This window comes from Sphingobium xenophagum, from assembly GCF_002288285.1.
Classification (GTDB): domain Bacteria; phylum Pseudomonadota; class Alphaproteobacteria; order Sphingomonadales; family Sphingomonadaceae; genus Sphingobium; species Sphingobium xenophagum.
Genome location: NZ_CP022745.1, coordinates 1,843,800 through 1,869,711, shown reverse-complemented (window position 1 = coordinate 1,869,711; position 25,912 = coordinate 1,843,800). Strand labels below are relative to the sequence as shown.

The 25,912-nt window shown below is 65.0% G+C and carries 29 protein-coding genes, 1 other RNA gene and 1 pseudogene; 10 read left to right on the top strand and 21 right to left on the bottom strand.

The genetic code is table 11. The features are described 5' to 3' along the window. Nucleotides 1–73: 73 nt before the first annotated feature. Nucleotides 74–508 (top strand): hemerythrin domain-containing protein, encoded by a 435-nt coding sequence (locus CJD35_RS09175; RefSeq protein ID WP_017181051.1) that lies wholly within the window; start codon nt 74–76, stop codon nt 506–508. 5 nt (nt 509–513) lie between these two features. On the opposite strand, the gene CJD35_RS09170 is transcribed toward CJD35_RS09175, so the two are convergent. The 11 genes from CJD35_RS09170 to mscL all read right to left on the bottom strand — a co-directional run bounded on the left by CJD35_RS09170 (nt 514) and on the right by mscL (nt 9,069). Beyond that, on the bottom strand, nt 514–849 hold the full coding sequence (locus CJD35_RS09170; RefSeq protein WP_017181050.1) for a hypothetical protein: 336 nt from the start codon (nt 847–849) through the stop codon (nt 514–516). Continuing rightward, nucleotides 822–1,370 carry a J domain-containing protein gene (locus tag CJD35_RS09165; RefSeq protein WP_017181049.1) on the bottom strand — a complete coding sequence of 183 codons (549 nt, stop codon included), beginning with the start codon at nt 1,368–1,370 and terminating at the stop codon, nt 822–824. The genes CJD35_RS09170 and CJD35_RS09165 overlap by 28 nt, the downstream gene beginning before the upstream one ends. 109 nt (nt 1,371–1,479) lie before the next feature. Next, nucleotides 1,480–1,881, bottom strand: an RNA gene (gene rnpB, locus CJD35_RS09160) — RNase P RNA component class A. A gap of 41 nt (nt 1,882–1,922) precedes the next feature. Further along, the gene (locus tag CJD35_RS09155) at nt 1,923–2,621 is read right to left on the bottom strand and encodes an N-acetylmuramoyl-L-alanine amidase (protein ID WP_026002047.1); all 699 of its coding nucleotides are present in this window, start codon (nt 2,619–2,621) and stop codon (nt 1,923–1,925) included. A 98-nt stretch (nt 2,622–2,719) separates the two neighbouring features. Then, entirely contained in the window at nt 2,720–3,598 is an 879-nt protein-coding gene (locus CJD35_RS09150) for a CheR family methyltransferase (RefSeq protein WP_017181047.1), read from the bottom strand. Continuing rightward, nucleotides 3,598–4,680 (bottom strand): chemotaxis protein CheB, encoded by a 1,083-nt coding sequence (locus tag CJD35_RS09145; protein ID WP_017181046.1) that lies wholly within the window; start codon nt 4,678–4,680, stop codon nt 3,598–3,600. The genes CJD35_RS09150 and CJD35_RS09145 overlap by 1 nt, the downstream gene beginning before the upstream one ends. Before the next feature lie 73 nt (nt 4,681–4,753). Next, nucleotides 4,754–5,119 carry a response regulator gene (locus tag CJD35_RS09140; protein ID WP_006958812.1) on the bottom strand — a complete coding sequence of 122 codons (366 nt, stop codon included), beginning with the start codon at nt 5,117–5,119 and terminating at the stop codon, nt 4,754–4,756. A 117-nt stretch (nt 5,120–5,236) separates the two neighbouring features. Beyond that, a complete protein-coding gene (locus tag CJD35_RS09135; protein ID WP_017181045.1) occupies nt 5,237–5,674 on the bottom strand; it encodes a chemotaxis protein CheW in 438 nt (145 codons plus the stop codon). Between the two features lie 4 nt (nt 5,675–5,678). Then, nucleotides 5,679–8,081: a chemotaxis protein CheA gene (locus CJD35_RS09130; RefSeq protein ID WP_026002046.1), complete on the bottom strand. Its 2,403-nt coding sequence runs from the start codon at nt 8,079–8,081 to the stop codon at nt 5,679–5,681. A 131-nt stretch (nt 8,082–8,212) separates the two neighbouring features. Beyond that, entirely contained in the window at nt 8,213–8,482 is a 270-nt protein-coding gene (locus tag CJD35_RS09125; protein ID WP_017181043.1) for a hypothetical protein, read from the bottom strand. Nucleotides 8,483–8,625: 143 nt separating this feature from the next. After that, entirely contained in the window at nt 8,626–9,069 is a 444-nt protein-coding gene (gene mscL / locus CJD35_RS09120) for a large conductance mechanosensitive channel protein MscL (RefSeq protein ID WP_017181042.1), read from the bottom strand. Between the two features lie 100 nt (nt 9,070–9,169). On the opposite strand from mscL, the gene CJD35_RS09115 reads away from it, so the two are divergent. Genes CJD35_RS09115 through CJD35_RS09100 form a run of 4 tightly spaced genes read left to right on the top strand, consistent with a single transcriptional unit; the run spans nt 9,170 to nt 11,787 of the window. Continuing rightward, nucleotides 9,170–9,772, top strand: coding sequence for a LemA family protein (locus tag CJD35_RS09115; protein ID WP_017181041.1), 603 nt, complete (start codon nt 9,170–9,172; stop codon nt 9,770–9,772). Between the two features lie 4 nt (nt 9,773–9,776). Beyond that, nucleotides 9,777–10,583 carry a TPM domain-containing protein gene (locus CJD35_RS09110; protein WP_017181040.1) on the top strand — a complete coding sequence of 269 codons (807 nt, stop codon included), beginning with the start codon at nt 9,777–9,779 and terminating at the stop codon, nt 10,581–10,583. Next, nucleotides 10,583–11,260, top strand: coding sequence for a TPM domain-containing protein (locus tag CJD35_RS09105; RefSeq protein ID WP_017181039.1), 678 nt, complete (start codon nt 10,583–10,585; stop codon nt 11,258–11,260). The genes CJD35_RS09110 and CJD35_RS09105 overlap by 1 nt, the downstream gene beginning before the upstream one ends. Next, the gene (locus CJD35_RS09100) at nt 11,257–11,787 is read left to right on the top strand and encodes an NUDIX hydrolase (protein WP_017181038.1); all 531 of its coding nucleotides are present in this window, start codon (nt 11,257–11,259) and stop codon (nt 11,785–11,787) included. The genes CJD35_RS09105 and CJD35_RS09100 overlap by 4 nt, the downstream gene beginning before the upstream one ends. A 4-nt stretch (nt 11,788–11,791) precedes the next feature. On the opposite strand, the gene CJD35_RS09095 is transcribed toward CJD35_RS09100, so the two are convergent. After that, on the bottom strand, nt 11,792–12,250 hold the full coding sequence (locus CJD35_RS09095; protein WP_017181037.1) for a DUF6456 domain-containing protein: 459 nt from the start codon (nt 12,248–12,250) through the stop codon (nt 11,792–11,794). A 98-nt stretch (nt 12,251–12,348) separates the two neighbouring features. Between CJD35_RS09095 and CJD35_RS09090 the strand changes: the two genes are divergently transcribed. Both CJD35_RS09090 and CJD35_RS09085 read left to right on the top strand, forming a co-directional pair. After that, a complete protein-coding gene (locus tag CJD35_RS09090) occupies nt 12,349–12,912 on the top strand; it encodes a helix-turn-helix domain-containing protein (RefSeq protein WP_017181036.1) in 564 nt (187 codons plus the stop codon). A gap of 58 nt (nt 12,913–12,970) precedes the next feature. Next, the gene (locus CJD35_RS09085; RefSeq protein ID WP_017181035.1) at nt 12,971–14,146 is read left to right on the top strand and encodes a glycosyltransferase; all 1,176 of its coding nucleotides are present in this window, start codon (nt 12,971–12,973) and stop codon (nt 14,144–14,146) included. 119 nt (nt 14,147–14,265) lie between these two features. Here CJD35_RS09085 and CJD35_RS09080 read toward each other — a convergent pair. Then, nucleotides 14,266–15,881 (bottom strand): annotated as a pseudogene (locus CJD35_RS09080) (molybdopterin oxidoreductase family protein). Nucleotides 15,882–15,988: 107 nt separating this feature from the next. Between CJD35_RS09080 and modA the strand changes: the two are divergent. After that, nucleotides 15,989–16,756: a molybdate ABC transporter substrate-binding protein gene (modA, locus tag CJD35_RS09075; protein WP_017181033.1), complete on the top strand. Its 768-nt coding sequence runs from the start codon at nt 15,989–15,991 to the stop codon at nt 16,754–16,756. A 34-nt stretch (nt 16,757–16,790) separates the two neighbouring features. Here the strand turns inward: modA and CJD35_RS09070 are convergent, their stop codons facing one another. The 8 genes from CJD35_RS09070 to thiS form a co-directional block, all read right to left on the bottom strand. Then, a complete protein-coding gene (locus CJD35_RS09070; RefSeq protein ID WP_017181032.1) occupies nt 16,791–18,071 on the bottom strand; it encodes a capsule biosynthesis protein in 1,281 nt (426 codons plus the stop codon). Continuing rightward, a complete protein-coding gene (locus CJD35_RS09065) occupies nt 18,064–19,590 on the bottom strand; it encodes a capsular polysaccharide export protein, LipB/KpsS family (RefSeq protein WP_017181031.1) in 1,527 nt (508 codons plus the stop codon). Before CJD35_RS09065 ends, CJD35_RS09070 begins: the two co-directional genes overlap by 8 nt. 37 nt (nt 19,591–19,627) lie before the next feature. After that, nucleotides 19,628–20,923 (bottom strand): glycosyltransferase family 4 protein, encoded by a 1,296-nt coding sequence (locus CJD35_RS09060; RefSeq protein ID WP_017181030.1) that lies wholly within the window; start codon nt 20,921–20,923, stop codon nt 19,628–19,630. Between the two features lie 54 nt (nt 20,924–20,977). Further along, nucleotides 20,978–21,418, bottom strand: a complete 441-nt coding sequence (locus CJD35_RS09055; RefSeq protein ID WP_017181029.1) for an HIT family protein — start codon at nt 21,416–21,418, stop codon at nt 20,978–20,980. A 7-nt stretch (nt 21,419–21,425) separates the two neighbouring features. Then, a complete protein-coding gene (locus CJD35_RS09050; protein WP_026002045.1) occupies nt 21,426–22,061 on the bottom strand; it encodes a CoA transferase subunit B in 636 nt (211 codons plus the stop codon). A 17-nt stretch (nt 22,062–22,078) separates the two neighbouring features. After that, nucleotides 22,079–22,960, bottom strand: coding sequence for an HAD family acid phosphatase (locus CJD35_RS09045; RefSeq protein ID WP_095686994.1), 882 nt, complete (start codon nt 22,958–22,960; stop codon nt 22,079–22,081). Then, complete coding sequence (locus tag CJD35_RS09040; protein ID WP_017181026.1) at nt 22,960–23,670, bottom strand: CoA transferase subunit A; 711 nt, start codon at nt 23,668–23,670, stop codon at nt 22,960–22,962. The genes CJD35_RS09045 and CJD35_RS09040 overlap by 1 nt, the downstream gene beginning before the upstream one ends. A gap of 81 nt (nt 23,671–23,751) precedes the next feature. Then, nucleotides 23,752–24,753 (bottom strand): sulfur carrier protein ThiS, encoded by a 1,002-nt coding sequence (thiS, locus tag CJD35_RS09035; protein ID WP_017181025.1) that lies wholly within the window; start codon nt 24,751–24,753, stop codon nt 23,752–23,754. 124 nt (nt 24,754–24,877) lie between these two features. Between thiS and aroQ the strand changes: the two genes are divergently transcribed. Further along, nucleotides 24,878–25,318 carry a type II 3-dehydroquinate dehydratase gene (gene aroQ, locus CJD35_RS09030; RefSeq protein WP_017181024.1) on the top strand — a complete coding sequence of 147 codons (441 nt, stop codon included), beginning with the start codon at nt 24,878–24,880 and terminating at the stop codon, nt 25,316–25,318. A gap of 107 nt (nt 25,319–25,425) precedes the next feature. Further along, nucleotides 25,426–25,911 (top strand): acetyl-CoA carboxylase biotin carboxyl carrier protein, encoded by a 486-nt coding sequence (accB, locus tag CJD35_RS09025; RefSeq protein ID WP_017181023.1) that lies wholly within the window; start codon nt 25,426–25,428, stop codon nt 25,909–25,911. Nucleotide 25,912 lies beyond the last annotated feature (1 nt).

The following is a 25,912-nucleotide window of genomic DNA, read 5'->3' as shown; positions in this document are numbered from 1 at the left end:
TATACCTACCGCAACGGTTTCTTAAGCTGCCGAACGCATCATCGGCCATCCGTAGACACGGAAGGGCGAAGCGATGGACATGACCGAATTGCGCCGGCAGCATGACGAGATCAGCCACACAGCGCACAGACTGGCGCTGGCGACCGCCGATCATGCAAACCCGCGCAGCGTCGGCGCGATACGCTGGCAACTTGCGCGCCAGCTCATGGGGCATCTCGCGCTGGAGGACCGCATCCTCTACCCGGCGCTGCAACGCGCCGACGACGCGCACACCCGCACCACCGCCGCCACTCTCCAGGCCGAAACCGGCGCGCTCGCCGAAAGCTTTTCCAGCTATATGACCGCGTGGAGCGACGATCGCGTCGCACGCGAATGGGCCGATTTCTGTATCGCGACGCAGGCCGTCATCCGCGCGCTGACCGAACGGGTCGACCGCGAGAACCGCACCCTCTACCCCCTCGCCGACAGGATCGACAACAGCGCCCCGCCAATCGCCCGCGCGGGCTGACCGGGTCAGGCGACTGGCGGCGTCAAGGCCAGCGTCCGCGCCAGCTCATCCAGATCGGCACCGGGCCGTACCAGCAGCCACTCCCGGCTGGCCGCGCCGTTCACCACCGTCACCGCGCCCTTGGGACACACGCCCAGGCAACTGACCTCGATGATGCCCGCCGCGGCCTTGCGTCCTTTCTTCAACGACAGGTGCCGCCGCAGCGCCTTGGCCAGTCGCTCGTCGCCATCGGGGCCAAAGCCGCCATCCAGTTTCTTTTCGCATTTGCGGCAGACAAGGATGGCATTCTGCCAGTTGGACCGGACCAGATGTTTCAATCCGCCGCCCCGCGCGGCTTCCACGTCCGCCGTTCTTCCGCCGCGCGCAACACTTCATAGGCGGCCTGGATCGTCTGAAAGCGGGCGGCGGCCTGCGTGTCGCCGGGCTTGACGTCGGGATGATTTTCCTTGGCCAGCATCCGCCAGCTTTTCTTCACCGCCTCGAAATCGGCGTCATCCTCCAGGTCCAGCGCCTTTAGCGCATGGAGTTCGTCGCGCGACCGGCTGCCATCGCCCGGACCGCCCCAGCTATGATAGGCGCTGCCCTGATAGCCGCCTGCGTCGCGCCGCTCGTCCCGCTCGCGCTGTTCGCGCTCTTCCTGGTCCAGACCCTGAAAATAGTCCCAATTGCGATTATATTCCCCGGCATGTTCGGCGCAGAAATACCAGCGTTCCGGGCTGTTGGGGGATTTGGGCGCGGGGCAATCGCCCGGCTTGTCGCACCCGAAACGGTCGCACACACGCACGCGCTGCGCCTCACGCGCTGCGCCATAGGCACGCCAGCGGGGAAATCCCCAGTCATTGGATCGGCTGTTTCGTGCCATTTGCCCGAATTAGGGAAGGTGCGGGCGGAATGCCAGCCCATCGCGCCATATTTTGAACATGCGCGAAAGAGCGCATTTTGACGCCCGCGCCAGCGGCAATACTCAAATAAATGCCAGAGGGCCTGTAAGCCGGGTTCTGTCCACCCCGTCAAGCCGTGAAGCCGGCGGGGATAGGCGACCATTCCTCTAGGGAACGGATTACTCCGTTCCTCAAGCAACCAACCCGGACGGTCTCGGTCGAAACAGACCTAGCAGCATGAAGCTGCGCGCCGCCCCTATTCGGTCTTGCTCCCGGTGGGGTTTACCATGCCGCCTTGCGTTGCCGCAGACGCGGTGCGCTCTTACCGCACCCTTTCAATGTCACTGGGTCGAAACCTTAGCGACCTGCTTTCTGTTGCACTGTCCCTTGGATCACTCCAGCCGGTCGTTAACCGGCACCGTCATTTCGTGGAGCCCGGACTTTCCTCGCCGTGGAAGTTACCCGCCACGCCGCGGCCGCCCGGCCCTCTGGCGCGATGGTTCCTAGCCTCGTTCCGCTATCGCGTCACCTGCTTATTCATCGCCCCTTGGCTTGGGCAGCAGCAAAGCCAGCAGGATGGCGCGACATTCGCCGCAAATCACCCCGTCGATCAGTTCGGGACGGAAGCGCCGCTGGAACGCCACCACCGCCGCCTGCGGATCGGCGATGTCATAACCGAACCGTTCGAGCGCCAGCATGAAGCCGCCATCGGTCCAGTGCGGGTCCATCAGATTCTTGGTCGGGCGCGGCAGGGCCAGCCGCAACCGCGCCAGTTGCCCCCAGGGGAATAATTCACCCGGGTCCTGCTTGCGCGCGGGCGCTATGTCGCTGTGGCCGACGATGTTGCCGCGGGTGATACGATGGCGCTGGACGATGTCGTGGACCAGCGGGATCAGCGAACTCATCTGGGTTTCGGGAAAGGGCCGATAGCCCCATTCATGCCCCGGATTGACAATCTCTATGCCGATGCTGGCGCTGTTGACGTCATCCACCCCGCGCCAGTGGGACCGTCCCGCATGCCAGGCGCGCTTGGATTCGTCGACCATGCGGATGATCTGGCCATCCTCGGTCACGACATAATGGGCGGAAACCTTGGATTCGGGATTGGCCAGCCAGTTGATCGCGCTCGCCGCGTCCGGCATCCCGGTATAGTGCAGCACCAGCATCGTGACCGGCAGGCTGCGCTCGTCGAAATTGGGCGACGGCGTTTCGATTATCGGCAGCTCGTTCATCATGCCCTTTCGGCCCGCCCGTGCAGTCGCGCGGCCTTGGCACGACATTGGCGCAGCGCGGCGCGGCAATCAAGCATGGTTAAAGCAGGCGCGAAGCTTTAACCCGCCCGCCGCACCCGGCCGATCGCGCCCTCCGGCAAGGCCGCCTGCCGCGCATAGGCGCCGCGAAATTCAGAATGGGCAATGAAATCATCGCCTTGCCCCATCACCGTTTCTCCCGCGCCCAGCAACAGGATCGATCCCGCATGGCTGTGCCGGGCCAGCAGCGACAACACCGCCTGCCGCCGTTCGGGCGTGAAATAGAGCAGGACGTTGCGGCAAAGCAGCAGGTCATAGGCGCCGGTCGGCGCCTTCGCATCGAACAGATTGTCGTGGCGGAAATCGATCATCCGCCGCAATTCGGGACTGGCGCGCCAGTCGTCGCCCGACGGTTCGAACCATTTGAGCAGATCGCCCACTGCCAGCCCGCGCTGCACGTCCATTTGCGAAAATATGCCCGACCGCGCCTGATCGATCGCGGCGGTCGAAATGTCGGTCGCCATGATCTCGATCCGCCATCCGCTCCAGCGCGCCGCGTCGTTGCGCAGGCGGGTCGCCAGCGAATAGGCTTCCTGCCCGGTGGAACAGCCCGCGCTCCATATGCGCAGCGTCCGGTCAGTCTTGGTGGCATGGATGGCGGGCAATATCTGCCGCTGGATCATGTCGAAAATCTGAAGGTCGCGGAAAAAGCTGCTTTCATTGTTCAGCAGCGCATCGACGACATGCTGTTCCAGCCGCGCGTCGCCCTTGCGCAGCAACCGGGCGGCCAGTTCGTCCATGTCGTTCAGGCCATGATTGCGCAGCACGGGCCGCAGCGCGGTTTCCATTCGCCAGGCCCGTCCCTCGGTCAATATCTGCCCGGTGCGCGCTTCCAGCAGCCCGGACAGGATGCGCGCCGCGCCCTGGAGTGTCGATGCGGGCGTGGGAGGCATGACCATCAAACAAGAACCTTTCCGCGCCGCGACACGAAGTCCATAATGGCATGCGGTTCCATCACCGCGCAGGTCAGCCCCGCGCCCGCGACCGATCCGGGCATGCCCCAAACGACACTGCTGGCTTCATCCTGCGCGACGATCCAGCCGCCTGCGGCGACAATATCGCGCGCGCCGACCGTGCCGTCGCGGCCCATGCCGGTCAGCACGATACCCACCGCGCCCGCGCCATAGACTTCCGCCATGCTGGCAAACATCGGATCGACGCCGGGCAGGTTGCCAGCGGGCGTGCGTTCCGGGTTCAGCGTTATCGTCACCCGCCCATGCAGGCCGCGCCTCAGTTGCAGATTGGCGTCACCGGGGGCGACATAGACCGTGTCGGCCATCAACAGATCGCCGGTTTCGGCGACTTTGACCCGCAGGCTGGTCATGCGCGACAATTGCTGCGCGAAATAGACGGTGAAGCTGGCGGGCAGATGCTGGGTCAGCAGCACCGGCACGCCCAGCGGCGCGGCCAGACCTTCAAACAGCTGCCCCAGCGCATGAATGCCCCCGGTCGACGCGCCGATGCCAAGGCAGGCGATCGGTTGCCCGGCAGGCTGGACGACGGGTGGCGCCAGCGGGCGCTGCGGCGGGGATGGCGCGGGACGATCGGTGAACAGGCGATTGAGCCGCTCGATCAACGTCTGGGGGAAATGCTCGCCGAAACTGCCGCTGCCCGGCTTCGACACAATGTCGCTCGCGCCCAGCGCCAGCGCTTCGATGGCGGCCGCGCTGCCCTCCTCGCACTTGCCCGACAGGATGGCGACCTTGACGCCGGGATTGGCGCGCAGGATGGCGGGCAGCGCGGCAAGCCCGCTCTGCCCCGGCAATTCGATGTCCAGCAGCACCAGGTCGATGTCGTGCTCCGCCAGATAGCCCAGCGCCTGTTCGGCACTGTTCGTCTTGTGAACGACGGCATAGGCCGGGTCCGCATTCAAAATGCGTTCGATAACGGTGCGGACAACAACCGAATCGTCAACGACCAGCGTGCGAACCACCTGGGGTTCGCTCCTCTGACTGGTCATGATCGGCGCGATGAAAGTCATCACGGGGCTTTCTGCACGAAGGATGAAGAAAAGGTCGGAAATCTCCCAAGGAAAAGGACGTCCGTCCCGCCCGCTAAATCACCCCGACGATGACCAGCTTGCTTTCCAGCGTTTCCCGGTCAAACGGCTTCATCACATATTCGTCGGCCCCGGCCTCGACGGCCGCCTTGATATGGCCGATGCCATTTTCGGTGGTGCAAAAGATGATCTTGGGCCGGGCCGTCATCTTCGCGCTCGACAGCGCCTGAAGAAACTCCATGCCGCTCATCACCGGCATGTTCCAGTCGAGCAGGACAACATCGGGCGCAGAGGCTTCGCACTGGGTCAGGGCATCCTGACCATCCACGGCTTCGCTGACGGTCAGGTCCAGCGATTCCAGTATGTGGCGCGCCACCTTGCGGATGACCTTCGAGTCGTCAACGACCAGGCAATTCTTCATGAGGCGTCCCTTTGGTTTTCGCGTAACGGCTGAAGGTTTAACCACCAAAGCCAAGCAATTGGTAAACGAGGCAGGCAGGATTATTCGGTTGGTCGCAAATCCGGGCGCATCTGCCGGTCACGCCGCCTGCGCCAGCGCACCGCCCTCGATGAAGGCAGCCAGCGACACCAGCAGCCAGGGATGCCCTTCATGCTCCACGATGGCGCGCGCATAGGGGGTCCAGGCCGGGTCGATCTGGCCGCGCAGGGGCAATTCGCCTTCCGGTACGCGGCAAATGTCCGTGACGCCGTCGACCATCAGGCCATAGCTGTGGCCGCTGATGTCGGCGATGATGGCCAGTCCCCGCTCCACCCGCGGACTGGCGACGCCATGGATCAGCGCAGCGACGTCGATGATGGTCAGCACCCGGCTGCGCAATGCCGACAGCCCGGCGATATGCGCGCCCATGCCCGGCACGGGCGACACGTCGTTCAGGCGGACGACCGCCTCGACCTCGCTCGTCTCCACCGCGATCCGCGTGCCTGCCAGCGTGGCGAAAAGAAAGAGTCTGTCCATGGCCTTACCCGTTTCCTCCGGCCATCTGGCCCCCGGCGATCGCCGCCATCAGCGCATCCTGATCATAGCGATAGATGCTGTCATCCTGTGGTCCGGCCGCGCGCGGCGAAGCGCGCAGATGGACGATGCGGCATCCGATCATCCCGGCCATGACGCCCGCCGTCTGCGCGGCATCGGCGCCGGTCAGCAACAGCACGTCGCGCGGGTCCACCGCCGCATCGTCGGGCAGGCCCAGTACGACCTCTTGCCCTGCCTGTCGCAGCAACGGCGCCAAAATCTCGCGGGTCCAGCCATCGTCGGCGTCGGCCAGCAGGCAACGGCCGCGCGTCCGCTCCACGATCGCACGGTCGGGCAGGCTGCCGAACAGCGCGAAGGGATTGATCACTTCCAGATGCTCGCCGTCGATCACCGCGACGCCGCTGATGTGGCCGTGCATCGCCACCATGTCCGGCACCATCGGCATCTGCACGATGTCCAGCACGGCAGCGACAGGATAGCAGGCTTCGATCGAACCATCGCGCAGGCGCAGCGCGGAGATCTTGTCGCGCCCGAATTCGGTCAGGCCGTTGGCCACCGGCACCAGCCGGCCATCCAGCCGGACAAAGGCGTCGCCGCCCGACCGGCCGAACAGCGATGCGTCAATATCCTCGACCCGCTCGATCAGCGACAGTTGCAACAGGCGGCGCTGGCCCGAACATTCCTCGAACCGCAGCGCGGCGATCATCTCGATCCCGGCCTGCGCCTTTGTCTCCTGCTCGGACTGGCGCAGGGTGCGGTCGTCGATCATCGTGGGCAATCTGGCCGCGCTGGCGATACCCGCCGCGTCCAGCAGCAGCATCGGCTTGCCATTGTCGGGCAGGGTCATGCCCGCATAGACGCCCGACGCCATCACCAGCGGCGACGCTGGACGGATCACCAGTTCCTCATGATTGTCGACCGCCGACACGCCCATGGCAAAGGGTACGCCCGTGGCAGACCGCACCACCATGATGGCGCGCGGCTCGGCCTCGACCGGCTTTTCCATGCCCAGCACATCTTCCAGATCGATCATCGAATGACGGACCGACCGGATCGTCGCGATCTTGGCCCCGCCCACTTCGCTGATCTGGAGCGTGTCGTTATTGTCGTGCAGAATTTCCACCACCGCGGCGCGCGGGATCGCGAAATGCAGGCCGCCTGCGCGGATGATCAGGCCCGGAATGATGGTCAGCGTCAGCGGTACGCGCAGGGTGATGCACAATCCGCGCCCCGGATGATTGTCCAGCGCGATCAGGCCGCCGATCCGCTCCACATTGGCGCGCACCACGTCCATGCCCACGCCGCGTCCGGAAATCGCCGTCACCTGATTGGCGGTGGACAGCCCGGCCTGGAAAATCAGCTCCAGCCTGTCCGCCTCGCTCATGCGGGCAGCCGCCTCAGGGGTCAGGCGGCCAGCGGCAATCGCCTTTTCCACCAGTCGCGCAGTATCGATGCCCGCGCCATCGTCGCTGATGACGATCACGATCTGGTTGCCCGACTGCCGCGCCTCCAGCCGCAATGACCCGACTTCGGGCTTGCCCGCCGCGCGCCGCTTTTCTGGCGTTTCGATGCCATGGTCTATGCTGTTGCGCACGATATGGGTGAGCGGGTCGACGACCATCTCCACCATCTCGCGGTCCATCTCGACGTCGCCGCCCTCCAGCGTCAACTCGATCCGCTTGCCCAGATCCCGGCCCAGATCGCGCACCATGCGCGGGATCGCGGCAAACAGCCGCTCGACCCGCTGCATCCGCGTCTTGGAAATCACGTCGCGCATGTCGGCCACGCATGTCGACAGCCGCTCGAACACTGTGTCCAGTTCGGTGTCGACCGATCGCTCGCGCAGCTTGCGCGACAATTCGTTGCGCGCCAGCACCATGTCCGACACGCCGTTCATCAACTGGTCGATCAGGCTGAGTGGCAGGCGAATGGTGCGGGGGCCAGACTGGCCGCCTTGCCGCGCGACCGCGACCGGCGCGGCCGCATTGTGATGCTCCTCCCCGCCCGTCGGCAATGTCTCGGCCGGGGTGGTTAGCGCAGCGATCAGAAATTCGTCATTCTCATTGGGCAGCGCCGCCCCTGTCGCCACCGCTTCGGCCAGTTCGCCGATCCGGTCCATCAGGCCCAGCACCGCGCTCACCGTCGCAGGATCGGCAACGCGCTTGCCCGCGCGGATGTCCGACAGCACATCTTCGGCCGCATGGCTCAGCCGCTCGAACCGGGGCAGGTTCAGGAAGCCGCAGCTACCCTTGACCGTATGGAAGAAGCGGAAAATCGCATCGAGCCGGTCCCGGTCCGACGGATCGGCTTCCCAGGCGACGACTTCCCCCGCCAGCGCCTCCAGCGTTTCCTGGGTCTCGGATATGAATTCTTGTAACAGTTCGTCCATGCCCATGGTCCCACGGATGCGCGCAACGGGCACCATGGCGGGACGTGGTTAAGAGCGGGTTAAAGCGCAAATAAAAGGGGCGCCGCGATCCAATCGCGACGCCCCTTCCAATCTTGATCGGTAAAAAGCGCTTACTGGTGCTTTTCGACCGCATCCTCGGCCTTTTCGCCCGCTTCGCGGGTCGCGTCGGCCTTGTTTTCCAGCGCGTCGGCGGCGTGTTCAGCCGTATTTTCGGCGGCGCCGGTCAGGTTGTCTGCCATGGCTTCCATATTGTCAGCCTGATTGTCGATCGCATCCGCCTTGTTTTCGTACGCATTCTCGACCTGGTTTTCCTTAGCCGAATCGCACGCGGCGAGGGCCACAAGGCTGGCAAGGCCAAGGATTTTGACGAAGGTTTTCACGGCGTATTCTCCTGTTGCGCCCCCAAGGGCAGACCGTATGGCTCACCGGGCGGAACGGCATTACGCCGTCCCAACCCTGACCGCGATCAACCGGCCACGCCCCCAATGGTTCCCGCCGACCGCTCCGTTCGTCGCATAGACGATTATTTTCGCAGCGAATCGCGAATTTCACGCAGCAGGACGATGTCCTCCGGCGTGGGCGCCGGCGCGGGCGCTGCGGTCTCCGGTTCGGGCTTGGCCGTCAGCCGGTTGACCGCTCTCACCAGCAGAAAGATGATGAAGGCCAGGATGATGAAATTGACCAGCACGGTCAGGAACTGGCCCCAGCCGAACATCGCGACGCCCGCCGCCTTCAGGTCCGCATAGCTTTGCGGGTTGCCCTCATAATCGGCAGGCAGGTCGCCCAGCCGGATGAAATATTCGGAAAAATCCGCGCCGCCGAAAATATAGCCCACCACCGGCATGATGAGGTCATCGGTCAGCGACTTGGTGATGGTCGCAAACGCGCCGCCGATGATGACGCCGACCGCCAGGTCCATCACATTGCCGCGATTGATGAAGGTCTTGAATTCGCTGATCAGTCCCATCGCTACCGCTCTCCCTTGCAAAGATAATCACTGGATGGCCCGTTGCGTGCGACAGGACAACCGCCTATTTCGTGACGCAGATAATTGCCGAGGATCTTCCATGACCTTCCTGCGCCGCTTTGCCCCTTTCCTTCTGCCGCTGCTGGGCGTTTTCGCCCTGTCCGCCTGCGGCATCAACAGCGTCCCCGCCGCCGAGGAAGAGGCCAAGGCCAAATGGGCCGACGTCCAGGCGCAATATCAGCGTCGCGCCAACCTGACCGATAACCTTGTAGCTACAGTGAAAGCTGCGGGGAAATTGGAGCAAGGTACACTTATCGGTGTTGCCGAAGCGCGCGCCAAGGCAACCTCGGTGCAGATTAGCGCTGATGACCTTTCCGATCCGGCAAAGGTGGCACAATTCAAGGAATCACAAGCCCAATTGAGCCAAGGCTTGGGGAGGCTGATTGCATCGGTCGAAGCCTATCCTGAAATCAAGACCAACGCCAACTTCCTGAACCTGCAATCGCAACTGGAAGGCACCGAAAACCGGATCGCCGTCGCCATCCGCGATTATAATGAAGCCGTGCGCGCCTATAACACCCGCATCCGCACCTTCCCCGACGCGATCGGCGCCAAGATCATCCACGGCGCCAAGCCCATGACCCCGTTCCAGGCGACGACGCCCGGCGCGGAAGAAGCGCCGAAGGTCGATTTCGGCAATTGATCGCGTGATCCGCCGCTTTCTTATCCTCCTCGCGCTGCTGGCCTTCGTGCCCGCAGCGCAGGCCCAGTCTTTTCCCAAGCTGACTGGCCGTGTGGTCGATGACGCCGCGCTGCTCTCCCCGGCGCAGGAACAGGCGCTGACCGGCAAGCTCGCTGCGCTGGAAACGCAAAGCGGGCGGCAACTGGTGGTCGCGACCATTCCCGACCTTCAGGGTTATGACATTGCCGATTATGGCTATCGCCTGGGCCGCGCCTGGGGGATTGGCGACAAGGCGAAGAATGACGGCGCATTGCTGATCGTTGCGCCCAATGAACGCAAGATACGGGTAGAAGTCGGCTATGGCCTGGAAGGGCTGCTGACCGACGCGCAATCGGCCCAGATCATCCGCGACGCCATAGCCCCGCGCTTCAAGGCGGGCGACATGGCCGGCGGCATCGACGCGGGCGTGGACCAGATCGGCGCGATCATGACCCTGCCGCCCGAAGAGGCGAAGGCCCGCGCGGCGGCGGCGGATGCGGCGGCGCGCAAGGGATCGGGCGGTCATGTCAGCGGCATGGCGATCATCTGGGTCATCGTCATGGTCGTCGCCTTCATCGCGCTGGCATCGCGGCGGCGCGGTAAGGGCAAACGCTATCGCAGCCGTTCGGGCGTGCCGATCATCCTGTGGGGTCCGGGGGATTCCGGCTGGGGCGGTGGCGGCTGGGGCGGCGGTGGCGGTTCCGGCTGGGGCGGCGGCGGCTTTGGCGGTGGTGGCGGCTTTTCGGGCGGCGGCGGCAGCTTCGGCGGCGGTGGCGCGTCGGGGGACTGGTGATGCAGCTTCATCTTTCAGCCGCCGACCACGCCCTCGTGTCCGCCGCCGTGGCGGAGGCAGAGGCCCATACGTCCGGCGAAATCGTGACGATCGTGACGCGCCGGTCCGATGCCTATCATGATGTCGGGCTGCACTGGGCGATCGCGGCGGTGTTCATCGCGCTATCGGTGGCGGCCGCCTTTCCGGAGCAACTGCGAAATTTCCTGTCCGCCCTGCTGCGCGACTGGGACCATGAACTGGCGGACTGGAAATTGCTGACCGGGCTGCTGGGCCTGCTGATCCTCAAATTTCTGGCTGTCCGCTATCTGCTGGCCATCCCGGCGCTGCGCATGTGGATGACCCCGCGCGCCACGCGGGCGCGGCGCGTGCGGCGGCGCGCGATCCTGCTGTTTCGCACCGCTGCCGAAGCCCGCACCCAAGGCCGCACTGGCGTCTTGATCTACCTCTCGCTGGACGAACATCGCGCCGAAATTGTCGCCGACGCCGCGATCAATGACAAGGTCGCGCCGGAAGAATGGGGCGCGGCGATGGCGGCGCTGATCGACGCGATCCGTGCGGGTCGCGCGGGCGAAGGGCTGGCGCAGGCGGTGCGCCAGGTCGGGCTGGTGCTCGCCACCCATTTCCCGCGCGCCGATGACGACATCAACGAACTTCCCGACAGGCTGATCGAATTATGAGTGACCCGGATGCGTCCGCCCCCGAAGAAGTGATGTGGGCCGGGCGCTTCATCACGGCGAAGCGACGCGGCAAATGGGAATATGTCGGTCGCGCGCGGGGCATCAGGGCGGCTGTCATTCTGGCCATCGATGACGGGCATGTCCTGCTGGTCGATCAATATCGCGTGCCGCTGGGACGGCGCTGCATCGAATTGCCCGCGGGCCTTGTCGGCGATCATGACGCGGACGAGGATGCAGGCATCGCCGCCAGTCGCGAACTGGAGGAGGAAACCGGCTATCGCGCCGCGCGCCTGGAATCCGTCGGCGAATTTTTCAGCTCGCCCGGCATGGTCTCGGAAAGCTTCACCCTGTTCCGCGCCCATGATCTGGAAAAGACCGGCGAAGGCGGCGGCGTGGAGGGGGAGGATATTCACGTCCACCGCGTGCCCCTTGCCGGGCTGACGGCGCAGATCGCCGCCTGGCGCGCGGAGGGCTATGCCATGGACGTCAAGCTGCTGCTGCTGCTGGGCGCAGCCATGATCGGCTGACGCCTCAAGCAACCCGATACCATCCCGCCACCCGATCGAGCGCCAGCGTCAGCACCAGCTTGCCCGCGCGGCTGGGCCAGCCCAGCGCCCGTTCCGCCGCGACCAGCCCTTCGCCCGCGCATACCACCCGCCATAATATGTCCGCCAGCCCCGGCCCCGCCGCGCGGATCGCGCCATCGAAGCGTTCGCGCGCGGACAATTGCATCAGCGTCGGGTCCGGCTGGCGTGCGGGCATAGACCGTCCTCTCGCGCGGGGCGCCGCGTCCCAGCGCATCGTGACGCGCGCGCCCAGCCCGGCCTTCTCCCAGTCTGCACGCAGCCGATCGCCCGCGACATAATGCCGTTCGCTCAAATGGCCGCGCGCATGGAGCCAGGCCAGCGGCGATTCCCCGATATGGACCAGCACGGTCTGATGGCGGCCCTGCGGGTCTTCGATCGTCTGTTCGACATGGGTGGCGGTCATGCGGCCTTCTCCTTGGACGATGGGTGGGGAATCAGCCTTGCCACGGCGGATAGTTTGTAGGAAAGAGGAAACCAAATAGGTTATTCAGCGAGGTAAAGATGATCACCCGCATCCGCGAGGTCCGCAAGGCGAAGGGGCTGACGCTGGAACAGGTCGGCGCGCTATGTGATCCGCCCACGACCGCGCAGACGATCGGTCGACTGGAAACCGGCACCCGTACCGTATCGATCAAATGGCTCAACCGCATCGCGCTGGCACTTGACGTCGCCAGCGCCGAACTGGTCGCCCTGCCGGGGCAGAGCGAGGTGCCGGTGGCGGCGCTGCTGGGACCGGACGGTGCCCGCGCGCCGACCCGCCCGCTCACCTTCCCCTCCCCCATCGCGACCGACGGCATGGTCGGCGTCCATGTCAGCGCCAGCATTGGCGATTATCGCAGCGGCGACGCCATCTGGTGCCGCCGCATCGCGCCGCAGGATTTCGCCAGCGCGCTCAACCGCGACATTCTGTTCCCGCGCCCGGCGGGCCGCTTCCTGTTCGGGCGCCTGATCGGGCGGGAAGGCGACCGGCTCCAACTGCTGCCGCTGGGTTCGGGCGCACGCCAGCTGGTGCTGACAGACCCGCCATGGGCCGCAGTCGCGGAACAGCTCGTCCGACGGCTCTAGCCAAAAAGTCACCAGCCTCTTAACCCAATTGCAAAGGCTGCTGCGCGAAAGAGAGACCATGACGCTCAACGTCCTCATGCTATCGACCCTCTTTCCCGACATCAGCCGTCCCAATTTCGGCGTGTTCGTGGAGCGGCAGGCGCGCGAACTGGCCAGTCGCCCCGAAGCGAACGTCACCGTCATCGCGCCGGTCGGCCTGCCGCCATGGCCGCTTTCGCTCGCACCGCGCTACGCCGCGTTGCATGCGTTGCCGCGCCGGGAAAAATGGCGCGAACTGACGGTCTATCGCCCGACCTTCCCGATCATCCCCAAATTTGGCGGGCGCACCAATGTCTGGACGATGACCCGCGCGATCCTGCCTCTGGTCAGGCAATTGCACGCGCAAAAGCCGTTCGACGTGATCGACGCCAGCTTCTTCTTTCCCGACGGTCCGGTGGCGCAGCGCCTGTCGCGCGCGCTCGGCATCCCCTATTCGGTCAAGGCGCGCGGCGCGGACATCCACCATTGGGGCAGTCAGCGCGGCACGCGCAAGATGGTGCTGCGCGCGGGTGAAGGCGCGGCAGGGCTTCTCGCCGTGTCGGACGCCATGCGTCGCTCCATGGTCCGCATGGGCATGGATGAAGGCAAGATCCGGGTCCATTATACCGGGGTTGATCTCGACACATTCGAACTGGCCGACCGGGCGGAGGCCAAGGCCACGCTCGATTTCAACGGTCCGGTCGTGCTGTGCGTGGGCGCATTGATCCCGCGCAAGGGACAGGATCTGCTGGTCCGCGCCCTGCCGATGCTCCCCGATGTCACCTTGCTGCTGGCGGGACAGGGGCAATATCGGCGAACCCTTGAAAATCTGGCGGAGGAATTGGGGGTCGAACGGCGGATCGGCTTTCTCGGCTCCGTCCCCCACCATAAATTGCCGCGTATCTTCGCTGCCGCCGATGTGATGGCCTTGCCCTCGGCTTCCGAAGGCCTCGCCAATGCCTGGGTAGAGGCGCTGGCCTGCGGCACCCCGATCGTGATCAGCGATGTCGGCGGCGCGCGCGAACTGCTCGACCGGCCGGAAGCAGGACAGATTGTCGATCGCGATCCACAGGCCATCGCAACGGCCATTCAGGCGATATTGGACAACCCGCCCGACGGCGAAGCCGTGCGCGCCGCCGCGCTGCGCTTTACCTGGGCGGCCAATGGCGACGCCCTGCTCGCGCATCTGCAAGGCATTGCCGCCACCGCCAGATAAGCGGTTCCGCCTGTCCTACATCGGCCCGCTGCTCTACCATGCGGGCAGGACGCAGCCGACTTTGCGATAGGATCAGCGCCGCGCAACAATATATCGCATTTGCCGGGAAAAGTGCGAAGTTAAGCGAATCTCGCCCGTCCGTCGGGTGTCGGAAAATGCCCGCCATCGAACGGCACTTCGCCCCAGCGCCAGGGGGTCAACTCGTCATAGGCCGGGTTGGAAATCGGCGCGTGCCGCCGCAGGTTGAGCAACCGCCCGCCATCATTGCCATAAGCGGTCAGCCGCCCATGTTCGCGATAAATGTCGGCTGGCCGCTCATAATGGAAAGCATCGCCCCAGCCCATTGCCTGTGCCACCTTGGTCAGCATCCACCAGTCTGGCCGCGCCTCCCCCGGCAGGGGGAATAATCGACGCTGGCGACTGACCAGCCGGTCCATGCCGGTCAGCGTCCCGTCCTTCTCCACCCATGTCGCAGACGGCAGCAGCATCGACCAGCCATCGTCCTGCTCCGCCACACTGTCGGTCGATCGAACCGCCAGCGGGACCAGCGCCCTCGCCTCACCCAGCCATGCCTCCGCTGCCGGGTCCGCGCCAATGCTCCATAGCGCCCTGACCTGTCCGTCGCGCATTGCCCGCAACAGCGCCTCCCCCTCCAGCCCCGGCCCTTCGACCAGCAGCCGCGCGCCCCAGAAGCGGGCGACGCTGGCGCGCGCGTCAGGCGCAAAATCGCGATGGGCGGCCAGGCTGTCCGCCACGCAACCAACCTCGCGCGCGCCCATGCCATTGGCCGCACCCGTGATGGCGAAGGGGGTCGCGCCGGGCCGCCCAATCCGTCCGCTGGCAAGGTGAAGGTTGATGACCGCCGCGGCCAGATCGGCGCACTCGCTCCCGGCGAACAGGGTGACGACGCGGTCGGTGGCGATCCACTCGTCGTAAAAGGCCCGGATCACCGCTGTCGTCAGCCCGGTCGCGCGGGCGATCGACCAGATGTCATGCCCCGGTCGCAACCGTTCCCAGAAATCGGCCGGCACCGCCACACTCCGCGCCAGAAAAGCCGTGTCATGCCTGCCCTTGTCATGGCCATGCAACAGCGCGCCGGTCAGCAACCGCGCCGCGCTGCCGGGCTTCAGCGTCAAACGCAGATCAGCGTCTATCGCCACCCCCGCATCGGTCAGCAGCACCAGCCGCGCGCCCGCCTCCCGCGCCGCCTTCACCCGGTCCAGCAACACCGGCTGCGCCATGATGCCGCCCCCACCAGCAGGATCGTCGCGGCGCGATCAATATCCTCATAGGCCGCGGGCATGACATCCTCGCCGAACGCCCGGACGTGCGCCGCGCTGCTCCCGTCGCGCCACGGCGCATGGATATGCGCCGACCCGAAAAAGCCCTTCATCAGCTTGTTCGCGACATAATAATCCTCGGTCAGCAGACCGCCGCCTATATGCAGCGCAATGCCGCCAGGCCCATGGCGCGCCATTATGGTCGACAGCCGCCGCGCCACCTGCGCGATCGCGCCGTCCCAGCCAGTCGGTCGCCCATCCACCAAAGGTCGCAGCAACCGCCCTTCCAGCGATATGGCGTCGTCGCCCAGCGCCTGCCCGCGATCGCACAGCAAGCCGCCATTGGCCGGGTGCAGCCGGTCGCCCTCTACCGTGACGCGACGGTCGGTGTCAGTGACCGCGCGGATACCGCAGCCGACACCGCACTGGCCGCACTGGCTTCTGACGATCGCCATGTCAGCGCGGTTTCCTGAACATGCCGCCTGCTCTAGCCGATTGATCCCCTCTGCAAAAGTACCGTGCGCCACTTGCTTCGCCAAATCGCCCACGGCACACAGGCGGCATGTTCCTGCGCTTCCTGTCTGCCATCGCCCTGTTGCTGCTTCTGGTCCCGACCGCCCGGGCTGCGTCACCCGATCGCGGCCCGCTGATCCTCGCCGCCGCCAGCATGCAGGAGGCGATGACCGCCGCCGCCGACGCATGGGGCCGGCGCGGTCATGCCCGACCCATCCTGTCGTTCGCTGGCTCCTCCGCGCTGGCGCGGCAGATTCGGGCGGGCGCTCCGGCCGACCTGTTCCTCTGCGCGGATGAAGACTGGATGCGCGATGTCGAGCAGGCCGGGTTCGTCGTACGCGGCACCCGCGTCGATGTCGTCGGCAACCGTCTGGTGCTGGTCACGCCGAAGCGCAAGCCGGTGCGCCTGCGGATCGGCCGCGCCATGCCGATCGCGCGGGCGCTGGGCAACGGGCGGCTGGCCATGGCCGATCCTGACAGCGTGCCAGCGGGCAAATATGGCAAGGCAGCACTCACCAGCCTTGGCGTGTGGCCAAGCGTCGCTGGCAAAATCGCGCGCGGCGACAATGTCCGTGCCGCGCTGGCGCTGGTGGAACGGGGCGAAGTGCCGCTGGGGATCGTCTATGCCACCGACGCGCGGGTCGCTGGCGGCGTGGCGATCGTCGGCGCCTTCCCGGCCAGCAGTCATCCGCCGATCCGTTACCCGATCGCGCGCCTGACCAGCAGCCGCCACAAGGATGCCGAAGCGTTCCGCCGCTTCCTGTTATCACCATCGGGCAAGGCCATCTTCGCCCGCTACGGCTTCACCGCGCCCTGACCGTCAGGGGTCGCTCAGTTGCGGACCCTCCGGGTCAGACCGCGCTATTCGACGCGATGAAATCGCTGACCTGGGGCGTCACCAGTTTCAGATGACGGCGGGTTCCCCGTCCGACCGGCGCCAGTCGATCCGCCGCATTCTCGACCAGCATCTGCAAGCCTTCATCGCTCAGCAACCCGCCGCGAATCAGGCAGCGATCGGCCAGCACCTGCCTGAAGGCGGAATAGAGCGCCATGTCGGGTGGCGACGGATTGGTCCAGAATGCGTCCAGCCCCTTCACGCTGACGATGCCGGGGATCTTGTACACCGCATGTCCCAGAACCAGCACCGGCTTGCCACTGTTCAGCGCCAGCGTGCCGACCGTGCTGTTCACCGTGACCACGCCGATCGCATTTTTCACGACTGCGGCAATGTCCCAGTCCGACAGATAATGGATACGGTCCGCCACGCCATAATCTTTCGCCAGACGACGGATCAGCCGGCCCCAGGCGACCAGACCGGAATCGAGCGGATGCTGCTTGATCACCAGCAGCACGTCAGCGGGGGCATGATGGGCAAAGCTTTTGATGACGAAGCGCAACGCCGCCCGCATGTTGCCAAAGGGCGAATGGACGCGCAGCTGATAATCGGAATTCAGCTGCAACGGCAGGGTGAAATAGCGCTTTCCTTCCACCTTGGCCCAGGCTTGGGCCGACTGCTCCAGGTCGCGGCTGCGCATCATCAACTTCCGCGCCCAGGACAGCGATTCCATGACGAAACTGTGCGGCCGATGGGTCCGGTAGAAGGGGAATAGCGGGCGCAGCATGGCAGCAGCAAAACCATTGCGCATGGTATTGCGCGCGCGGGTGCTGAAGTTCGAAGGGATAGTCGGCTGATTCTCCTCCAGCGGGGGGAGGCCCATCGCTTCGTCGCGATACCATTGCGGGTCCAGCGGCAAGGTGGAATTGCCGTTCACGCCATCGGCCTGAAGCGTCAGGAAATCGGGGCGGATATACCCTTCCTCCACCACATGCACGCGCAGGTTGCGCAGCCGGGCCATGCCGTGCGCGCTGGCATGGTAGGGGCGGCAATCGCCATAAAGGATCAGGTCAGTGACGCCATGGGCGACGATGAAATCGTCAAAAAACAGCGGCCAGTTACGGAAGGTGCCATGATAGTCGGTCGCATCGCCGGGCCAGTCGACCTTGTCGCCGCCATTGATGTTGATTCGCAACGCCACATGCCCGCGCTGCCGCAAGGCATCGGCCAGCATCGCGAAATAGGGACCATGCGGTCCTTGCAGAAACAGAAAGGTCTTCTTGTTGCGGTTAGCCATGCAGAAACTCAGCGGACAAGGTCATAAAACGTCGAAACTTCCCCTGTAGCGCCCGCAACGCGATGAGCCAGGTCATCGGCGGCGTCGATCCATCCGCCATGCGATCCACCATGATTTCGGGACCGCACGGCAACCGCGTTACCGGATCGAGATAACGAGGATAGAGAATGAGAGCGGCCGCGACAAGCTGATCCACGGTGAGTTGACGCCCGCGCCGCACACAGGGTTGCGCCAGATCGCGCGTCAGGCCCCAGCCTGCGTAGAAAGGCATCCCATGGACCGTTACGGAACGGCCGCGCATCAGCGCCTCGAAACCGGTCAAGGAAGAGAGGACATGGAGTTCATCAACAGCCTGCACCAGTTCCATCAGCGGCGCACCACTGTCGATCGCATCGGCATGGGCAAGGACGACCGAGTCGGGTAAATGCCCCTTGCGATGCCCCGCCTGCACATCGGGATGGGGGCGATAGACGATCCAGGCGTCCGGCTCGGCCCGGCGCACCCGCTTCAGAAAATCCAGATTGCCATCGACCCCGGCGCCGCCCAGCCGCACCGACAGATCGTCATCGACCTGGCCGATCGCCAACACCGTGCGCCCGCCGGCCGGAAGATCGATCATCTGCCCGGCTTCCGGCCCATATTTGGTCACGCCGGTGGCGCAGACCCGTTCGCGCAGGCGGCGGGCGCGATCGACCAGCGCGGGCGGGAAATCATGCGTCGCCAGCAGCGTTTCCAGATCATTGGCGGCGCGCGCATTATAATAGATGCCCGTGCGATCCACCACGACGGAGCCGGGCGGGTGCAACGCCGCACCCAACCCGCGGGAACGCAAAAAGCCATCCTCCACCCGCGCCAGCGCCACGCCCTGACCGGCGGCATCCTGCGGCAGAGCGACAGGCACGCGCGATGGCCAGACCGCCAGCGCTCCCTGCTCCCGCCGGGCGCGGCGCAGTCCCCGGTCGGCGGACAGAAATGGGGGCGAGGCAATGCCGTCCCACAGGAAATGACGGATCGCGTCACGCTTCCAGAACGCCATGCCGCTCGCCGCCACGATGCCGCGATTGCCGTCGATATGCCGCCGCCAGTCGGCCAGCTGCGTCACCGCCTGCATCGCATCGACCGGCGCGCCAGTGAAACAGTCGCGATAGCGGGCGGCTGCGATCCGCGCCTTGAGGGATGCGCGCAGCTGACCGGCATCGATGACCGCGCCGTCGGGACCGATCACTGAAACGCCTAGCAGGCCCGCAATCAGCGCCACGTCATCGTCCGCCTGCGCGTGGATCGACTGCACGGAAGCGACCAGTGCCCAAGGATCACTCTCAGCACGATCCGACCGGCGCGGTTCGCCGGGTCTTGCGCCCCAGAACGCGCCGCCGACCCGCGCCGCAACAATCGCTTCCAGTACATCGTCGCCAACCGGCGCAGCGCCATCGCCCGTTTCGCGCATCACGCTGACAGCGGCGAGCGAAGCAGCAATGCCGGGAAAAGGCGGGGACCGCAGGAATGGCGTGGGAATCATAATGGCAGTCAGTTCATGGGCTTGGGCCGATGCAAGGTCAAGAAACAGAACTTGTCACATCTTCCAGCAAATCGATGACGATATCGAAATAGTCCCGCCAGGTCGGCGCGCGCCAGACCGAGAGCCGTGCGATCTGCGCCGCGCGATCGGGCGAATCGGGCTGACTATAGTTCAAGATCGCCTTCATCCAGCCCAGCCCGTCCAGCGGATCGAGATAGTCGGGCGCGTCGCCGCCCACTTCGCGATGAGCCATGATGTCGCTGCATATCACCGGAACGCCAGCGGCCAGCGCCTCCACCACCGGCATCCCGAACCCTTCGGCGAAGGAAGGCATCAGCATCGCGCGCGCGTTGGCGACCAGCGCCTGCATCCGCGTGTCGGACACCTCGCCCGCCTCGATCACATGGCCGCGCAACGCTTCGGCGCGATCGAGCAGATCGACGACATTCTCATTCTCCCAGCCGCGCCGTCCGATCAGCACCAGCACCGGGGCTGCATCGCCCAGTTGCTCGACCAGCCGCCGCCAGATGGTGAGCAGGAGCAGGTGATTCTTGCGCGGCTCGATGGTCGAAATATAGACGAAATACGGGCGGTCAGGCAGCGATTCGCCACGACCGCCAAATATGTCCACCGCGTCCGCGCCGAAATGGGCGACACGGACCACGCGCCCGGCCAGCCCGCTGGCCATATGCGGCGCCAGCGCGTCGATCGTCGCCTGGCTATTGCCGATGATGCCGCTGGCAAAGCGATCGATCGTATGCACCCGCCGCCGATGTTCATCCGCCCCCTGTGGCCGGGCATATTCGGGATGGCTGAGCGGGATCACATCATGCACCAGCGTCACGAATTTCGCGCCCTCCGCGCGCAGGATCGCGCCGACCTGATCGGCATTGTCCAGATGGTGTGGCGACACCTGCAAATAGAGGCGGGGCCCGGTTGCGCGTGGCACCGGGCGCGGACGCAGCGCGAACATGTGCCGCACGATCGCCGCCCGCCCCTCGCGCGCATCAGCTGCCCCGGCGTTGCGCCATTTGGCCGCCGTAAAGGCCAGAAATTGCCGCACCGCCGCGCTGTTGAGCCGACCATAATAGCCGCCCGCCGGATGAACCGCTGCAAAGGACAGCCGGTCTGGAATCCGCTCCAGCAGTTCGCGGGCGTAGACATATTCCACCCGGTCGATCCCGGTCGGCGCGGGGTGGAAGGAACGCGACAGCAGGCGCGACAGGTCGAGGACAACCTCGCCCTCGCCCCGCCGCCCCTGGAACAGCGGACTGGCCCGCTTGGTACGCAAAGCCAGCCGGGCACCGGGCACATTGAAGGGACGCAGGACCATGTCAGCGTCCGCCAACACAAAGGGGCGTCTGCCCCGCAAAGCGATGGAAACGCATCAGAGGTGCGCGCGTATCTCTTGCGCCAGCGCTTGGAGCGCATCGGCGTCAGCAAACTGGCCTTGTCCATGGGCGACGAAGCCGGTCGCCTGCCCTGCCCAGCGCGGCACGATATGGACATGCAGATGAAACACCGTCTGCCCCGCCGCCGATCCGTTGAACTGCGCGATGTGCAGGCCGTCGGGGTTGAGCGCGGCCCGGATGGCGGTCGCGACCTTGCGGGTCGTCGCCATCACCTGCGCCAGCGCGTCCTCCTCAATCTCCAATATGTTGCGCGCCTTCGACCATTTGGAAATGACCAGCGCATGGCCCTTCGACTGGGGCTGAATGTCCAGAAAGCAGAACGTATGGGCATCCTCATACAGGGGGACCGAAGGGATTTTGCCCGCAAGGATGAGGGCAAAGACATTGCCCTCATCATAAGTACCATCGAGGCTCATGACGCTGTCAGACCAGATAGTGCGCGGTGGTCTTGGCGGCGACTTCTTCCGCCGTGACGCCCGGCGCCATTTCGACCAGTGTGAACGGGCTGTCATGGTCGGGACGCTGGAACACGCACAGGTCGGTGATGATCATGTCGACCACATTCTTGCCGGTCAGCGGCAGGGTGCAGGCCGGGATGAACTTGGGATCGCCATTCTTGCTGGTGTGCTCCATCACGACGATGATCTTCTTGACGCCCGCGACCAGATCCATCGCGCCGCCCATGCCCTTGATCATCTTGCCGGGGATCATCCAGTTGGCGATGTCGCCATTTTCCGCCACTTCCATCGCGCCAAGCACGGTCAGGTCGATATGCCCGCCGCGGATCATCGCGAAACTGTCGGCCGAACTGAAATAGGCGGTCTGCGGCAGTTCGCTGATCGTCTGCTTGCCCGCGTTGATAAGGTCGGCATCCTCCTCGCCCTCATAGGGAAAGGGACCGATCCCCAGCATCCCGTTTTCCGATTGCAGCGTCACTTCCACGCCTTCGGGAATATGGTTGGCGACCAGCGTCGGAATGCCGATGCCCAGGTTCACATAGAAGCCGTCCTGCAATTCCTTTGCCGCGCGCGCGGCCATTTCATCACGTGTCCAGGGCACTATATGGCCTCCTCTGCTTAATGGGGCTTCCACCGGTTCTTGGGGAAAATCTCGTTAAAATCGCCTTCGGCGCCCTTGCCATAGACGGGGTTGGGCAACAGGAACCATCCCTGCCCCCACATCCGCGCCAGCATGGGCGATCCCATGGCCTGCCGCCGTTTCACCACGGGCAGGCGGCCATTTTCCTTCACGTTGAACAGGTCGCTGAAATCGCCGAGCTGGTCGCCAGCCATCGCCACGACGCACCATGTCTCGGCGATCGTGGCGCGGCGCCCGTCCTTCTTGCCATCGCCAGCACTGTCCAGGAACAACGTCTTCCCCGACTCCGCCACGCCCAGCCCGGCATGGGCCAGCGCTTCGGCGGTTTCCTGCATGCTGGAGGCGCTGCGATTGCTGTTGAAGATCACGGCAATATCCGCCTTGCGCAGCGTATCGACCGCCTCGACCGCGCCGGGCACCGGATCGACCAGCTTCGCGCCGTCCTTTTCCCACTTGGCCCAGGCATCCTTGTCGAAAGCCCGCGACTGTTCATAGCTTTGCTGCTTGGCCGCCGCCCAATATTCAGCGCCGGTGTTCAACAGCAGAGTCTCGTCAATATCGAACACGACGGCGGGCTTCTTGTCGCCGCAGCTTTCGAAGGCAGGCCGGTCGAGCGTCGCGCCGGGCGCCAGCACCCGCTGCACCACCGGCTCGCCCATGCGCCAGCGTTCCGCCTGTATCACCGCAAAAGCACGCAGCGCGTTGAACGCCTGCCGGCTGGTCGCCGCCCCTTCCGCCGAACCATAGAGCCACTGGAACTCGCGCCAGGGCTGGTCGCTGTCGGGGCGCGTCTGCGCCGTGGCTGGCGCGCCCGCCAACAACGCGGCCGCCGCCGCCAGCGCGCCGGTCAGGCGACGCATCACGCCGCCGCCCGCTGCCTTACCGTGCGGAACTCGATCTTCTTGTCATAGGGCGCGCCCACGATCATGCGCTTGACGTAAATGCCGGGCAGGTGGATCGCGTCCGGGTCCAGGCTGCCGGTCGGCACCACTTCCTCGACCTCTGCAATGCAGATTTTCGCGGCAGTCGCCATCGGCTGGTTGAAGTTGCGCGCGGTCTTGCGGAAGATCAGGTTGCCGCTCTCGTCAGCCTTCCAGCCCTTGACGATCGCAACGTCGGCGAAAATGCCCCGCTCCAGTATATAATCCTGCCCGTCGAAGCTCTTGACTTCCTTGCCCTCGGCCACGGCCGTGCCGACGCCGGTCTTGGTGTAGAAACCGGGGATGCCTGCCCCGCCGGCGCGGCAGCGTTCGGCCAGCGTCCCTTGCGGGCAGAATTCGACTTCCAGTTCACCCGCCAGATACTGGCGTTCAAATTCCTTATTCTCGCCGACATAGGAAGAGATCATTTTCTTGACCTGCCGGGTGCGCAGCAGCTTGCCCAGCCCCTCGCCATCGATACCGGCATTGTTGGACGCGATGGTCAGATCCTTCACCCCCGAATCGCGGATCGCATCAATCAGCCGTTCGGGAATGCCGCACAGGCCAAAACCGCCCGCGCACAGGTGCATGCCGTCGAAGAGAAGCCCGTCCAGCGCGGACGCGGCATCGGGGTATAGCTTGTTCACCATCGCTTATTTCCTCCTCAACTGCCCCAGCCCATAGGCGACAAGATAGGCGGCGGTCAATTTGCTGCACAAGCGAAAGACACGTCAGATAAGCCCGGCCAGGGGACTGGACGGATCGGCATACATGCGCTTGCCCATGCGCCCGGCGCGATAGGCCATGCGCCCCGCCTCCACGCCTGCCTTCATCGCGGCGGCCATCAGCACCGGGTCTTTCGCTTCGGCGATCGCGGTGTTCATCAGGACGCCGGTGCAGCCCAGTTCCATCGCCTGCGCCGCTTCGGACGCCGTGCCCACGCCTGCATCGACGAGCACGGGCAGCTTGGTGCCCTCGACGATCAGGCGGATGGTGACCCGGTTCTGGATGCCGAGGCCCGAACCGATCGGCGCGCCCAGCGGCATGATCGCCACCGCGCCCACATCCTCCAGTCGCTTGGCTGCGATCGGGTCGTCGACGCAATAGACCATCGGCTTGAAGCCTTCCTTGGCCAATATCTCGGTCGCGCGCAGCGTTTCGACCATATCGGGATAAAGCGTACGCGCCTCGCCCAGCACTTCCAGCTTCACCAGCTCCCAGCCGCCCGCTTCCCGCGCCAGCCGCAGCGTGCGGATCGCTTCCTCGCCGGTAAAGCAGCCCGCCGTGTTGGGCAGATAGGTGATGACCTTTGGATCGATATAGTCGGTCAGCATCGGCGCCTTGGGATCCGACACGTTCACCCGGCGCACGGCGACGGTGACGATCTCCGCGCCTGATGCCGCGACCGCCGCCGCATTCTGCTCGAAATTCTTATATTTGCCCGTGCCGACGATCAGGCGCGACCGGAAGGTCTGGCCAGCCACGCTCCAACTATCGTCGGCGACCGAAGCGACGTCGCCACCGCCAACAAAATGCACGATTTCCAGCTCGTCGCCATCCTCGACCATGACCTGCGCCAGCGTAGAGCGCGGCACGACCTCCAGATTGCGTTCGACCGCGACCTTTTCCGGCACGAAACCCAGCTCACTTGCCAGTTCGGCCAGGGTCAGCCCGTCGCGCACGCGGCGATGTTCGCCATTGATATGGATGGAAATAGTGCCGTCGACGCTCACAATATGCGGTCCCGTTCCTGCAAGATGGAAACGTGTCTCGACTTGGCGCGACACGAAAGGCTAAAGGTCTTGGCCACATATAGGGGCGCTTGTCCCCTGCTCGCAACAACCAAGGGGGATCGTCGTGGCGGATACGCGCAAAATCTATGTGCTGAACGGCCCCAATCTCAACATGCTGGGAACGCGGGAGCCGGAAATATATGGCTATGACACGCTGGACGATATTGCGGAACGGATGGAGGATGCCGCCACCCGCGCCCATGTCGTCATTGATTTTCGCCAGTCCAACCATGAAGGCCATCTGATCGACTGGTTGCAGGAGGCCCATGGCGAAGGCGCCCATGCGGTCATCCTGAATCCCGGCGGACTGACCCACACGTCGGTCGCCCTGCATGACGCGATCAAGGGCATCACCGTGCCGGTGATCGAAGTGCATCTGTCCAATCCGCACAAGCGCGAGCCATTCCGCCACAAGAGCTATGTCGGCATGGCGGCGAAGGGCACGGTCGCGGGATTTGGTCCAATGTCCTACATGCTGGCGCTGGAAGCCGCGCTGGAACTGTAACAGCCGTTGCACTGCTTCGGGTCGACGCTACAAAGTTGCGCTTTGGCGCAAATCGGCATAGGCGCTGGCCGCAATTATCAGGCTTAGATACGAAATAAGGGTCAACCATGAACGACAAGCAGGAAAAGGGCGCAATGCAGGTGGATGTCGCGCTGGTGCGCGAATTGGCCGCGCTGCTCGACGATACCCACCTGACCGAGATCGAGGTCGAGGATGGCGATCGCAAGATCCGCGTCGCCCGCAAGGCTGGCGGCGGCGCGCCCATCTATGCGCCATCCTTCGCCCCGGCCCCCGCCGCCCAGGCTGCGCCGACTGCCGCCCCCGTGGCCGCGTCCGCCGCTGAATTGGCGGCGCCCGCCGGAACCATGGTCCGGTCGCCGATCGTCGGCACCGCCTATCTGTCGGCAGAACCGGGCGCTGCCCCGTTCGCACGGGTCGGCGCACAGGTCGCCGCCGGCGAAACCATCCTGATCGTGGAAGCGATGAAGGTGATGAACGCCATTCCCGCGCCGTCGTCCGGCACGATCAAGGCGGTACTGGTCGATAATGGTCAGCCGGTCGAATATGACCAGCCGCTGATCGTCATCGAATAAG

Excerpts from the sequence above, each read along its gene's own strand:
- CJD35_RS09175 (WP_017181051.1), top strand. The coding sequence starts at position 74 with ATGGACATGACCGAATTGCGCCGGCAGCATGACGAGATCAGCCACACA.
- CJD35_RS09165 (WP_017181049.1), bottom strand. The coding sequence starts at position 1,370 with ATGGCACGAAACAGCCGATCCAATGACTGGGGATTTCCCCGCTGGCGT.
- CJD35_RS09155 (WP_026002047.1), bottom strand. The coding sequence starts at position 2,621 with ATGAACGAGCTGCCGATAATCGAAACGCCGTCGCCCAATTTCGACGAG.
- CJD35_RS09150 (WP_017181047.1), bottom strand. The coding sequence starts at position 3,598 with ATGGTCATGCCTCCCACGCCCGCATCGACACTCCAGGGCGCGGCGCGC.
- CJD35_RS09145 (WP_017181046.1), bottom strand. The coding sequence starts at position 4,680 with ATGACTTTCATCGCGCCGATCATGACCAGTCAGAGGAGCGAACCCCAG.
- CJD35_RS09140 (WP_006958812.1), bottom strand. The coding sequence starts at position 5,119 with ATGAAGAATTGCCTGGTCGTTGACGACTCGAAGGTCATCCGCAAGGTG.
- CJD35_RS09135 (WP_017181045.1), bottom strand. The coding sequence starts at position 5,674 with ATGGACAGACTCTTTCTTTTCGCCACGCTGGCAGGCACGCGGATCGCG.
- CJD35_RS09130 (WP_026002046.1), bottom strand. The coding sequence starts at position 8,081 with ATGGACGAACTGTTACAAGAATTCATATCCGAGACCCAGGAAACGCTG.
- mscL (WP_017181042.1), bottom strand. The coding sequence starts at position 9,069 with ATGGGACTGATCAGCGAATTCAAGACCTTCATCAATCGCGGCAATGTG.
- CJD35_RS09115 (WP_017181041.1), top strand. The coding sequence starts at position 9,170 with ATGACCTTCCTGCGCCGCTTTGCCCCTTTCCTTCTGCCGCTGCTGGGC.
- CJD35_RS09105 (WP_017181039.1), top strand. The coding sequence starts at position 10,583 with ATGCAGCTTCATCTTTCAGCCGCCGACCACGCCCTCGTGTCCGCCGCC.
- CJD35_RS09100 (WP_017181038.1), top strand. The coding sequence starts at position 11,257 with ATGAGTGACCCGGATGCGTCCGCCCCCGAAGAAGTGATGTGGGCCGGG.
- CJD35_RS09095 (WP_017181037.1), bottom strand. The coding sequence starts at position 12,250 with ATGACCGCCACCCATGTCGAACAGACGATCGAAGACCCGCAGGGCCGC.
- CJD35_RS09090 (WP_017181036.1), top strand. The coding sequence starts at position 12,349 with ATGATCACCCGCATCCGCGAGGTCCGCAAGGCGAAGGGGCTGACGCTG.
- CJD35_RS09085 (WP_017181035.1), top strand. The coding sequence starts at position 12,971 with ATGACGCTCAACGTCCTCATGCTATCGACCCTCTTTCCCGACATCAGC.
- modA (WP_017181033.1), top strand. The coding sequence starts at position 15,989 with ATGTTCCTGCGCTTCCTGTCTGCCATCGCCCTGTTGCTGCTTCTGGTC.
- CJD35_RS09070 (WP_017181032.1), bottom strand. The coding sequence starts at position 18,071 with ATGGCTAACCGCAACAAGAAGACCTTTCTGTTTCTGCAAGGACCGCAT.
- CJD35_RS09065 (WP_017181031.1), bottom strand. The coding sequence starts at position 19,590 with ATGATTCCCACGCCATTCCTGCGGTCCCCGCCTTTTCCCGGCATTGCT.
- CJD35_RS09060 (WP_017181030.1), bottom strand. The coding sequence starts at position 20,923 with ATGGTCCTGCGTCCCTTCAATGTGCCCGGTGCCCGGCTGGCTTTGCGT.
- CJD35_RS09055 (WP_017181029.1), bottom strand. The coding sequence starts at position 21,418 with ATGAGCCTCGATGGTACTTATGATGAGGGCAATGTCTTTGCCCTCATC.
- CJD35_RS09045 (WP_095686994.1), bottom strand. The coding sequence starts at position 22,960 with ATGCGTCGCCTGACCGGCGCGCTGGCGGCGGCGGCCGCGTTGTTGGCG.
- CJD35_RS09040 (WP_017181026.1), bottom strand. The coding sequence starts at position 23,670 with ATGGTGAACAAGCTATACCCCGATGCCGCGTCCGCGCTGGACGGGCTT.
- accB (WP_017181023.1), top strand. The coding sequence starts at position 25,426 with ATGAACGACAAGCAGGAAAAGGGCGCAATGCAGGTGGATGTCGCGCTG.